A 12728-nucleotide genomic window follows, 5' to 3' on the forward strand; every position below is an offset into this window, starting at 1 on the left:
AAAGAATCTAATTTTGAATCGATGGGCCTAGAATGATAATAACTCGGGTTAAAGAAGAATTTATTTGTTTTTTACTTCAGTTTTTATCGTACATATTGCTTTTCACATTCAGTTTGGTTTGCCGATGTTGGTTATTTAGTTCAAATGTGAGCGTTGGTAAGCCATACTCTTTTGCAATTTTTGGCTAGAACGTTGACTTTTTGTATTCCTTTTATCTAATTATCCTTATAAAACCCAAATTCATCGTCTATTAAAATTGCCCTATCTAAATAGCTATTAAACTCCTCACAAGATGTTTCAGGAAGTAAACCACAAGAATAACACGAAGCGAGATTCAGTCCACCTACACCTTGTCCTTCGGAATGATAGCAGATTGGGTCAGATGCACAGTCTTTAGCTCGTGCCAAAGATGAATATAATATTTTCGAAAACCTCTCAGGATTTGCTTGAGAAACTAAACCTCCAAAACTTCCTTCGGCTCCTGCCATTGTGTAAATCAATACGCCTTGCATTTCTTCTTCATTCACATAAAGTCTTTCCGAAAGTGATGTTGCTGGGTAACCCGTTAAAAATTCCAATTCTTTAATTAGAATATGGGAAAAAGTATGTATGAAGAGAAAAGTTGTTAAATACTCTAAATTATTAAGCATTTTTTGTTTCTCTTCGGATGGTGTGAAATTGGAAGTTTCCGCATTGTTTTTTAATGTTTCAATTCTTTTTTTAAAAGATTCGTTTTTAGAACAATTTTTAAACCAACTATTGATTTTTCCCTTATCAAAGTCAATAAAAATTCCTTCTCCAAAGCTTTCTATTCCAGGTAATAATTTTGTGTTTTTCCCTTTGGAAGTTGTGTATTTAGCTTTTACTGCGTGTTGACTAACTGGAATGTAGTCATCCATAGTTTTGTTCGCAAAAAGGTCTTTATCGATTGGGTCTTGACGACTGTAACCTGTTTGTACTGATGTTAGTTTTAACCTATTAATTTTTAGTAATTTATTAATTCCAAAATCGCCTAACAGGTTTGAGTTAACTTCTTCAAAAACAAGGTTCTTGTCGTCAGGACTATCATTAGTTGTTAAATATTGATATTCCCTTAATCTATAATCGACTTCTTTAATAAAATCTTGATTTTCGGGAAACATTATTTCTTCAATCTGACTTATTGTAAGTTGAAGCTGTTCATTATTAATTTTCCCTTGTATTTTTTCTGCTGAAAATTCAGCATCTTCATAAAGTGTTTTAATTTTATCCTTAATATCTTTCTTGATTACAATAGTTGGTAAATACAAACTATTAGTAATTAGTGGATAATAAACACTATTACTTGTTCGAATAACAGCTTTAAACATAACTTTTTGTTCGTTACCCTTAACATCTAAAACTGGATTTCCATCAGCATCTACTATCGTTTTTATTTCTCCATTTTCGTTAAAATCGGGAACTCTTAAACCCATTAAACCTCCTAAAGGTTCTTGTTTTGCATTTGTTTTACATTCAGGATTCTTACATTGTATTCGTACTCCTGTAAAATCTGGATTTCTACCATCTTTTAGATATCTTAAATCTTGTTTATTGCAACATTTTCCATTGAAAGTGATTTTTTTCTGACCGTTTTCATCTTTTTCTCTTGTTAAATTTGTCCAATTTTGCCAAGGAATGTCTTTTATATTTCCATTAGGTGCGGTCATTATAAACCTTACTTGTTCTAAAACATAATATCTTCTTTTTTCTTTATTCTTTTTCGCATTATTATAACATTTGTAGCATTTTGGTGGTGTAAAAGCGTCATTAGCTTTATTAATATCCTTACTGTAAAAAACATTTTTCCAACCTTTGTACCAATCATCAATATGCTTAATACTATTACATTTATTACAATACATCCATTTAGGAAAATATTCAGCATCAATGATGTGGTTTTTCTTATCGGGAAATTGAGAATTAAACATTGAGGTATTTGCAGGAACCTTAACTATTTGATTCAACTCAGGGAAATAAAATTTTAAGCGTTTAAGTAATCGGTCATCATTTATAATTTCATTGTCTTCAACTTCAATTGTGCCTTTTTCAATTAAAAAGAAGTATTTCCATTTATCAAAATCCTTAATCATTAAAGCACCGTCTATTGTTTCAATTATTGAACCAACACCACCATAAGAACTAATTAATTTTCTTGTTTGTAATTCTGTGTATTTAGCCATTTCTTCGTCTATTTGGTAATCCAACTTTAATAAATGAATTTGTATCTATTTCTCTCATTGATTGCATAACAGACCATAAGTCATTGTTATTGTCAAAACTCTTTTCTGCTGGTTTCAAAAGTAAATGAGGTTCAGTTTTATGTTCATAAAATTTTAAGGCAATATCAGGGTCATTTATTTTAAATAACCAATCATCCGAAAGTTCTTTTAATTTACGCTCAAATAATTGATATACTTTAGCATCAGTTGAATATCGTTTCTTCATTTCGGTTTTTAATCCATCTAACATTTCTGGTTGAAAATATTGAGCAGAATTATTTGATGCCATTCCTGTAACTTTATGCCTAACATAAGTTACCATAATGCTTGCAAGCATTTTTTCAAGGGTGTTTTCAGTAAACGGTGTTAAACTTACAGGTTCTACGCTTTTGTAAAATGCTTGATGAAATGGGATGAAATGTTCAAAATGAGATTTATCTCTTGCTCTATTTGCATCTAATAAATCAATTACTAAACCTTTGTGTTTTCTACCAACTCTACTTGAAGCTTGAATATATTCTGCCACGTTTTTAGGCTGGCTATTCATAAGTATCACATTGAATCGTTCAATATCAATACCGACTGAAATCATATTTGTAGCTAAGACCAAATCAATAATCCCTGTTTTTACATAGGTATTTCCGTTTTGTGACTTCTGAATGGTTTCTTTATCAAAAGTATTTTCTTCTAAGCGTTTTAACGTTTGTTTAATTTTTGTGCTATCAATTCTACTTGTGAGTTCTTCATCACGATTGTATAAGTAAGCGTGGTTAAATTTGTTGTTCGGATTGTCTCCATATAACTTTTTTTGTAAGGCAGAAGTAAATGTTGAAATTTCATCTCCAACCTTATTATGAATTTTACCTACATCTTTTAGGCTGCTGTAATATGAAATAAGTGTCCAATATTTATCAAATATTTCATAATCATTTACTCCGTTTAAAATCAATTTTTTGTAAACTTCTAATCGTGCTACGAACAAATTGGCTAACATTTGCAGTTGTGTATCAATAGATGATTTTCCTGTGGGAATAAAACCAATATACCTTCTTTTACTTTTTGTTGTAGAAACTTTTGCGAAAAAACTATCTGAATAACTCAAGCCAGAAGGTGGAAAAACATTCACAATTTTATCATTACCATACAATGCTTTTATTTGTTCATTCGTATTCCGAGTAGTTGCAGTTGAAGAAATTATTTTTGGTTTTCTGCCATCTTTAGAGCAGAGTATTTCAATAACACTTTCAAAAATCCCTGTAATTGTTCCTAATGGACCTGTTAACAAGTGTAATTCATCTTGAATAATTAGGTCAGGTGGTAAACTGTCATTTAATGAATTGAAAAAACTGTTTCCTTGTGATTTCCAAGCTAACAATGCAAATTTATCTACTGTTCCAAAAAGCAACGTAGGTGGTTTCTCATAAAGCATTTCATCAACTACTTGGATAGGTAGTTCATTATGGAAATGACATTTTTTGTTTACGCATCGTATTTTAAACTTAGTGTCTTTTTTCTTTCCTTCAATTTTAAAACCAAACGTCCAATTACTTAGTTCGTTTTTTGTTATGAGTTTTGTTCCGCACCAAGAACAAGAACTGATTTGAAACACGTTTTTGTTATCAGGAATTCCATCTTTTCTATTACACTCTTCATTAATATCCTCAACTTTTTCTTTTGCTTCTTTTAACGAATTCGGTGTAGAGGACATTCCAACCCACATTCCAATTGTAATTGGTTCTTCTCTTAATTCTTGTTCAAATTGCTTTCTTAGAAATTCTAACGAAACAATTAACCTTGAAGCTCTTTCAAACTGTTGGGCTGTAAGTAACCTTAATGTGTAACGCATTATTACAGAAGTTCCATCATATCCTGTCTTATTCATTAATCTGCGATAGATTATTGTAAAAGCACCAACGGATAGATACGCTTCGGTTTTACCACCACCAGTAGGAAACCAGATTAGGTCAACTACTTTGTTTCTTGATTCTGACTTCAAATCTGTTATGCTGTCTATATTAAGCAGTAGAAAAGCTAATTGAAATGGTCTGTATTTAGGTTTTCCAAAAGAAAGTTTATCGAAATTGTAATTTTTGAAATAGTCAATATTATCGTAATCAATTGTATTGCTTAATTCTGATAAGTCTTTTTCTTTCCCAGAGAAATCATCATCATTAGATATGATAATTTGTATTAGCATTGCTGAATTTGCCAATTGAAATGCTCTGAAGATTTTAATATCATTTAGCAATTCAATATTTGACTTTAGCCTGTTAAGGTTGTAGTCTAAATTCTTATATATATGGTTTTCAATTTCTTTTTCTTTATTTGATGAGTTTGTTTTCTTTTGTTCGGAAATCCAATTCCCATATAAATTGACAAAGGTTTTTAATCTTATGATTACTTCGTTTTTCTTTTCATTTGAAAAATGCGAAAGACTATAAATGTCCAAACTTTTATTAAGTAAATTAAAGTCATTTGGGTTGTCTTTAAAATCTTCTTCGGAAAAACTGTTTTTTGTGTCTTTTACGTCATATTGCGGTAAAAATGAAGTTTGGATTGTACTTTTATCATTATCCCAAATTACAGAGCAGTTATGACCAATTCCATAGCTTAACTTATCTTTATACAAGTAATTTAATACTTCGGCTTCCTTATCTAAAGGATTTAATTCTATGTATGATTTGTAAGGACTTAATTCATTTGACTTTGCTTTGACTTTAGCTTGAAAAATACATTTTTGGTTTAAAAGCGCTTTTGCATTTGAAAACTGGTTTGATGGATGCTTGTCTGAAGTATTTGCTAACTGTATTTTGACATAAGTATTTTCAGGGTTTTGCTTTATGTGGTATGTTTTAACTGTATATGAAACCCTTAAATAATCACTTGTTTTCTTTTTTAGATTTTGTTCAAATATTGTACGTGGCTTTGAAATATCTGAAACAGGTATTTTTTCATTAATAACAATATTTTCTCTTTTCCACGTTCTACCTATTAGCTTTTCAAAATTATGGAAAATCGGTGGAAGTGTACTATCCTTAAAACCGTCAGACTTTTTAAAATCATCTAATTTTGCATAATCTTCTGTTCTTGGACTTCGGCTATTTCCTCTTAACTTTTTTCCACTTAATTCGGGTTTCAAAATCATATAGCCATCTTCGTAGCTTATAATCTTTTTAAAAGGAAAAGAAGGATGGTTGTCAAATTCATCAAATTCTCTTTTCGATATTTTGATTTTCACATCACTTGTTACTTGAGAATATAGACCAAAACTAAATTCAATATCAAGTTCTTTAACTCCATTGCCAACGCAAAATGTTAAACCAATATTGGATGGGAAAAATGTGTTTTGAGATATTTTTAGTTCGTCATCTTTACTATCTCCTTTTTTAGAAGTGGAATAATTTTTATCTGTTGTTATGATTTCTTCCGTTGGTTCAATTTCAATTAGTTCATCATCCCTTTCTGTTTCCAGTGCGACTTCACTCTCAGCAGTATCTTTTTTTATTTGTTCAGGAAATAAAACACCTGTATAATACCTTTGTAAAGGATAATCTGATATAATCTCTTCATTTTTATCTTTTTCATCCACAAAAATATCTGAACCAGGACCTAACAGACCTTTTTTGATTTTTTCTTGAAAAATATCTCGTGCTATAGTATCGTGATTACTGCTCATAATCAATTGCCTTTATTGTTTTAATGATTCTTTCTTTTGCGTTTTGGTCAACAAATTGTTGTATTTGTTTTGCTGTAAACTGCTTTAGTAATTTACCTTTTCTTTTATGTTGTATGTAATCTGATATTTCAGAGCTGAACTTTCTCCCTAATGATTTCATTATACGATTGTAACCAATTCTGTATTTAAAAATATCATTGTAATAATGGTTTAATAATTCAGAGTTTATTGTTTTCTTTATTACCGATAAATCCTTTTTCTTTTGTGGAAATTTCACATTACTATCTGGTTTTATCCAATTATTTAATGTGAGAGGATTCTTAATTGAAAGACCGTTTTTTACAAGTAATTGGTGTAATTCGTTCAGAGAGTTATACTCCTTATAAAATGATTCTAGTTCTGATTTCCACAGCTTAGAAAATTCTTCGATTTTGGTGAACTCTCCATTAACATCAAATTCTAACGCTACTTGATATAATTCTTCTTTAGACGAATTATCATAAATTCTAATTTTATCGCCTGTTTTAAGGTTTTTAACTTTTTCGAAGCGTTCTTGGTGTTTTATTTTTAGCAATACAGTTTTGTTTTCGTCTAATTCTAACTTCTCAGTTTCGTTTTCAAAAGTTAACTCACGAATAATATTCGTAGCAAAACTTTCTGAATAGTCAGGATTTATTTTTGCTTCATCGTCTTGACTAAAAAGTCGGTTTATTAGTTCGTCAATATTTTCTATATGTTCTATTTCTTTAAATGAAATACCAGATATAGCCTTTCTGTCTGCACTTTTTAGTTCGTTATATGTTTCCTTGTTTAATTTGTTTTCACAGTTATTGAAATGGATTTCTTCTTGTGGATATAAAAGAATATTTATCTTGTTAGAACTATACATCATTGACTTTAAATGATTGTAACCGAAAAAGCCCAAAAAGACGATTGTTTTGTTTTTGACAGTTAAAGAATTAAACTCTTTGAATGAAATAACATTTTTCACTTTATAGAAATCTATTTCTTCCTGCCAAATTTCTAAATATTCTTTTGGTGCAATTAAATAGTCAATTTTTTGAAAATCTTTTATCTTTTGAAATTTGTAATGAGCCGTTTTTTTAGAATTAATTAGAGCTAAAAACTTATCTGATATTTCGTTCCAAATGTCATCATAATCATATTCTCCTATATCAGACAATATTGTTTCTACAATGTCTTCTCCTTCTTTTTCAAAGTAGATTAATGCATTATCCAATTGCGTGAGTAGTCTGCTGTTAGATGATGGGATTATTATTGGCAATATATTTCGTACATATTTGTACAACTCATCTAAGTTAATGCCATATTCTTCTTCAATTTGTTTAATTGAATTATTGAAATCATTTAAAGCGAGTGTAAACTGGCTATTTTCTGTTATTATTTTATTGATTGGATAAGTTGTAAAATAATTAAAGTAATCTAATTCAGCTAAAGTCCATTTCCATTTAAGCAAGTTCGGAATCGAATTATTAGAAAGGTCTGTACTTCCAATTAGCAGACAATTCTCGATTTTACCATTATTTAAATCTTCTGTAATTTCAAGATGATGTTCTTTATATTTATTTTCTCCAATGAAAGTTATATTTCGTATTGTGATGTTTTGTGTTAAAATATGATTACGAACTGTTTCATAATCATTAACTACAAAAAGCATTGGGTCAATAGGTATATTATCTGTCTGTTTGCCAGATTTTGTTACATATTGAAAGGGAAAAGCTTTATGTATTTGTTCACCATTTATTTTATGTGCTTTTAGTTCGGACACGATGCTTTTATCGGTAACAATGACAGATTTATATTTGAATTTTGAAGGTAATTCGCTTTCATTTAAATTTAAAATATCTTTAAAAAATTCCTTGTACGAGTTGAACTTGAGTTTTACTTGTCTGTTTTTCAAGTTTGCGGTGGTAATTATGTACTTCTTTATTTGAGAATTCTTTAGAGTGATTTCTGCATTTTTACCTCTCAAAGTGAAGTTTGTTTCACTCTTGCGTATTATTTGATATCTATTTCCGCTTTTTTGTAATACATCTCCAATTTCATAAACAGTCGTATCGTCAATAAAATTGTCAATGAAATTGTAAAGTGCAAGAGTAAATATTGCAGGAATGTAGAATTGTGATTTGGTTTCTTTATCGGGTATATAGAGAAGCGTATTGTTCTTATAATCTCTAATAGTTTGGTAAATCAAATAAGAGTTTATTGTTTCAAAAGACTCAAGTTCTAACTTTCTTATTTTAAAGTGTTCTTTTAACTTTTTTTTGGAAAATTGATCAAGTACTTCTAAATATTTAATTAAGTCTTTCATTCTCTTTTCAGTTGGTCTTTGAGCGTTGGCTTATTTGTTAGCAAAAAACCAAATGTGCTATTTGTGTGGCTGGCTTTTTTAGTTCAAATGTTAATTTTTAATTCGATTTTCGCATTATGCGCAACATTGTATATAAACACTAGTGTATATATTTATGTTATTTACATACTTTAAATTTCCTATTATTAATTAGGTAGCTAAGACTAATTAGATAAACCTTAAAAATACCCGATAAAAGGTTTGGGGTCTATGTACTAGGTTCAACGTTAGGGCTTAACTAGATAAATATCGTAATAAAATTTTGAGCGGCATTACGGATATCTGTAAGGTTGGTATTATTTTTTAGCAGGTGGGGAGTTGTGTCAAAAAATCCCATTTAAAACTAAAAAGCAAAAACACATAAAATGCGGTTAATGGAGTCTCTGTCAAGGGTTCATGGGCTTGTGCAACGGTTACCGATATTGGCAGTAGTTATTTTATTATTTCAAGTTTCAAATGATTCGGTTGTCTTGAATACCAACGAATTGCTTGGGAACTAGCTTCTTTCATAAAACCATTCAATTCATTAAATTCAGAAGAGGTTATTTCTTCTCCAGTTAATGTGAAATTAGATTTAGCGTGAACTACTTTGTTACGAGTTTTATAAATTATTTTACTAGCAATGTTGCAAGATGTTGTAATTTTTTGCTTATCAGTTGAATAAGTTAATTCAGTTGCACCAATATGCTTTTTTATTTTCTTCTTTATTGATTCAGGAAGCTTATTAAATAAACTAACTATATCAAAACAAGTATTAAAAGACGCCTTAATTAAATCTTCATCGTTGAACCTATCACGCATAGAATTTGCCAATTCAAATATAGACCTGATATAATCACCATCCTCAAAAGAACTTTTTGGCGCATCAAGTTTCTTCCTCATTAATTCATTAGCTTCAATGTTTACGGCAATTGGCGAAAAATGCTCTAAAACTTTATAGAAATTTAAAAATTTTAATTCAGGGTCATTAATTTGTATAGCAGCAACAAAAAATTCCATACCAATATTATAAGGTTCTAATTCTCTTAAATCTGCTATATCTCCTTCTCCTATTTCTCCAGTTATTTTGTATAAATCATAAATTGGATTTCGTATTTCAGAGAATGTTATGGCTATATTGGTAGTGTCTGCAATTTCGAAAATGTATGAGTTAATTAAACTTTCTTCTTCTTCTTTACTTAAAACATCTTTTTCAGTTTCATACTCTATTTCAATTGTCATATAAGGAGAGATAGCCCCCCAATCATCTTTTTCATATTCATCAAGTTTCGTGGAAGCCATTCCAACAATAATTGATTCGTGAATTAGATTTAAGGTTATACCTTTTACCTTTGTATGAGTTGAATGATAAGTTAAAATATGTTCATCTGTAAATTCACTAGCAGCTACTAAGTAATATCTTCTTAGTTTAGTTTTTATATAAGAACTATTAACTATTTCAATGGTTTTAATTTCGTCAACCAGATCAATGAAATCGTCAATTTCAAAAAAAATATAATCTACTTCTCCTGGAAACCAAATATCGAGCCCTTTAATATCTTCTTTTTCTTCGATAATTTCTTTAATTCTCTCATCTGAAAAAATTAACTCCTCATTATCTTCACCAATTATTGGACAAAAATCAAAAAGGGCTTTAATTCCTTCATTAACTTTTTCTAACTGTTCTTTATTTAGTGTCATTTTTTTTATTATTGCCAACAATTTAAATGATATACCAATGTACGTATATTTCTTATTTGCAAGTAATAAAAATATTCCATGCTATATGGAGAAACAAGTTACATGTCAGATATCGGATTATTGACGTTAATAAAATCAACTCGGTGAATATGAATAGATACATTAAGGCTATGGAAATTGGATTAGCCAATGAAAAAGACGGTATTTCTTATTTTGATTTAGTTGAAGAGTTGGAAGAAGCATTAGGTTATTCCATGGAGGCTGCTACTGAAGCGACTTTTTATTTTTGGTTTGTAGATAATTACTCGACCCAAAATTATGAGATAAAACTATCAATTGAATGGAAATCAGATTTTCAGACTTACCTCGATTTGAAGCACATGGTAGTTCCCATGAATATGTCTAAGCGGGAAAAAGCTCAATCAATAAGTAAAAGAATAAAAAATGTAAAATGGTTTTTAAATGGTAATGCTGCAAAACAATATTTAGATTACCAAGAATTACAAGAATCCCGAATAGCTGCAAAACAGGCAAGTAAACAATCCAATTATTCTATTGGGATAGCAATAGGGGCAATTATCATGAGTACGTTTCTAGGGGCTATCTCAATATTCTCTAGTCCAAAACCACCTTTTGATGTAAATATTTTAGAGGACAGGAATAAATTAAAGCAATTGGAAAGGGAACTACAACAGCTTAAGATTGATATTAAAAAAGAGAATAACGAATTGAAGGAAAGGCTATATGAGGCCGAAATGTTGATTGCTGTTTATGAATCCGATAGTTTATAAGCTTAATTAATTTTGAAAATCTCCTTCCATCAAAACACTATAAACGATAGAAATTTGTCAATATTGAAACGGTCATAGGACTATACTTTGATAAGCCCTTAGCTATAGCTTTACATTTATATATAATTCATTCACTTTTATTCTCTCCCATCCCTTTACAGGAATGTTGTGGTATCGATCAACGTCCATTAGCATTAGAACGTATCTACTTGGGTATTTATAGCATAGCCTTAGATAGTTATTGGTAGCTTCCAGGTACCATCCTTTCATCCCTAAAGGTTTTTGTTTAACCTGCATATGCTCCAGCGCCTGTTCATAACGATGTTTTCCTATCTCTTTTAGGAGCTCCTTAATGACCTTTAAGTCATAATTTCTATATTTTATCGTGGACATAATCCAAAAATATGGAATATATCCCAATATATTATTTAAAAATATAAATATCCTCCTGGCCTTTGATGTATCAAAATTACAATACCCGAGGATGGAGCATATTGTAGCATGATAAACTTTAATAGAAAGCACAAACGGGATTACGATATCTAACTAATATAATTCCCAAACCTTAATATTCTAATTGGTCAATAAGCTAACTGAACCGTTTTTAAGGCCATCTACTGCATGATTGTCAATAAGAGGGTTAATTGTACTTTTGGTGATTGATCCTTTGATAGATTGGTTTAAATTACGTTTGGTGATTTGTTCCCAGCAAATGGGCCTTTTATAATATCCTAGGTAACTGTATAAATAGAATACTGGCCGCAAGTAAAAAACCCCAACATAAATGTCAGGGTTAAATTTACCATGTTATAATCTTTACGATTATTTAAGCCTACGAGATCATTTCAGTTGATTTTTTTTGTTCCATGTAAGCTGAAATTGTACTGTTGACAATAATATCGTTGTAAGTAACCCTAGAACAATAGAGTCCTTTAAATAAACCAGTTTCCTTATGGACGGCCAGCACAAATGAGGAAATATCAATTGTGTTTGCGTAATCTTCAGGAAACGCCAAGCACAAATCACTGTTCGTTTCGTTATTGTCAAAATGACCATATGCGAATGGTTGACCTTCTTTAAGGAATACTCCCATTGTAATAATATTGTTTGCTTTTCCGTTTACTGTTTTAAATTCAATGTTTTTCATAATATTTAATTTTTGTCTTGACCCTAAAATTAGTGCTAGGGCCCTACACTATTTTTGTTTTTGTAATTTTTATGTCTTCCAGTTATCATGCTACTTTAGGAAGATTTTGTTTAATTATTGGTTTTTTCTATTTCCTTCCCAGCTGGAATTTGGCAAGGGTGTGCCATGGAGGCTTTTAGGGCCCCTTTGAAAAGCATATTTGGTAAATGGTTTGTGATTTTACCTTAGTGCTTATTTAAGGCTTTGATTGACGGTCATGAGGAATTCAATTCGTCCAGTACGGATTGGGTAATAAATGTGCCATTGACACTTCCCCTGCGAATCTTACAATCCTTCTTTCGCATTCTGCGATATAGGGTAGATTCCGAACAACCCAGTAGCTCCAAAACTTCAGACTTCGGCATTAGCTTTCGGGCAGTGTTTTTCCTTCTTGATGATTCCTTAAGGAAGATAAGTTCATCAAGCACTTCTTTTGTGATCAAATAGCACTGCATGCCATTTAAATCAATTACTTCGGATAAATTAAAAGGATTGTTTAGCATTTTGTTTTCCTTGTTAGGCGAATCATTGGACCACCTTGGCATGCTAATCGCTAGGTTGGCGTTCTCTATAAAAGAGAAACTCTACAGATTCAGATTGAACTTTTATTTGAGTAAAGCTGAAATTAATCGCTGTTACATTGTAAATGTATGAAAAATAAATATATTACACAAGGGAACTAACGGGGTAACAAGTCAATGTAGTTTAATTAAACTAATGTGAAAAAGGATGATAATTTAAAATGTTAGTAATGAGTAGGTTAAATACAACTTTAATTAGACTA

Annotated in this window: 8 protein-coding genes and 1 riboswitch; of the genes, 1 reads left to right on the forward strand and 7 read right to left on the reverse strand. The window is 30.3% G+C overall.

From position 1 onward, the window contains the following. Positions 1-215: 215 nt before the first annotated feature. The 4 genes from drmB to R3X28_RS05100 all read right to left on the reverse strand — a co-directional run bounded on the left by drmB (position 216) and on the right by R3X28_RS05100 (position 9967). Entirely contained in the window at positions 216-2201 is a 1986-nt protein-coding gene (gene drmB, locus R3X28_RS05085; RefSeq protein WP_317662921.1) for a DrmB family protein, read from the reverse strand. Next, positions 2194-5916: a helicase-related protein gene (locus R3X28_RS05090; protein ID WP_317662923.1), complete on the reverse strand. Its 3723-nt coding sequence runs from the start codon at positions 5914-5916 to the stop codon at positions 2194-2196. Before R3X28_RS05090 ends, drmB begins: the two co-directional genes overlap by 8 nt. After that, entirely contained in the window at positions 5906-8248 is a 2343-nt protein-coding gene (locus R3X28_RS05095) for a DrmE family protein (protein ID WP_317662925.1), read from the reverse strand. The genes R3X28_RS05090 and R3X28_RS05095 overlap by 11 nt, the downstream gene beginning before the upstream one ends. Before the next feature lie 471 nt (positions 8249-8719). Further along, entirely contained in the window at positions 8720-9967 is a 1248-nt protein-coding gene (locus R3X28_RS05100; protein ID WP_317662927.1) for a hypothetical protein, read from the reverse strand. Positions 9968-10116: 149 nt separating this feature from the next. Between R3X28_RS05100 and R3X28_RS05105 the strand changes: the two genes are divergently transcribed. Then, positions 10117-10758: a hypothetical protein gene (locus R3X28_RS05105; protein WP_317662929.1), complete on the forward strand. Its 642-nt coding sequence runs from the start codon at positions 10117-10119 to the stop codon at positions 10756-10758. 102 nt (positions 10759-10860) lie between these two features. On the opposite strand, the gene R3X28_RS05110 is transcribed toward R3X28_RS05105, so the two are convergent. From R3X28_RS05110 to R3X28_RS05120, 3 genes are all read right to left on the reverse strand, one after another. Next, the gene (locus tag R3X28_RS05110) at positions 10861-11151 is read right to left on the reverse strand and encodes a hypothetical protein (protein WP_317662931.1); all 291 of its coding nucleotides are present in this window, start codon (positions 11149-11151) and stop codon (positions 10861-10863) included. Positions 11152-11590: 439 nt separating this feature from the next. Then, positions 11591-11905: a hypothetical protein gene (locus R3X28_RS05115; protein WP_317662933.1), complete on the reverse strand. Its 315-nt coding sequence runs from the start codon at positions 11903-11905 to the stop codon at positions 11591-11593. Positions 11906-12159: 254 nt separating this feature from the next. Beyond that, a complete protein-coding gene (locus R3X28_RS05120; protein WP_317662935.1) occupies positions 12160-12447 on the reverse strand; it encodes a hypothetical protein in 288 nt (95 codons plus the stop codon). After that, positions 12440-12543, reverse strand: a riboswitch (SAM-I-IV-variant riboswitch). It overlaps the preceding gene by 8 nt. Positions 12544-12728: the final 185 nt, after the last annotated feature.

Origin of the sequence: Maribacter sp. TH_r10 (assembly GCF_033101095.1) — a bacterium.
GTDB classification, from domain to species: Bacteria; Bacteroidota; Bacteroidia; order Flavobacteriales; family Flavobacteriaceae; genus Maribacter_A; species Maribacter_A luteus.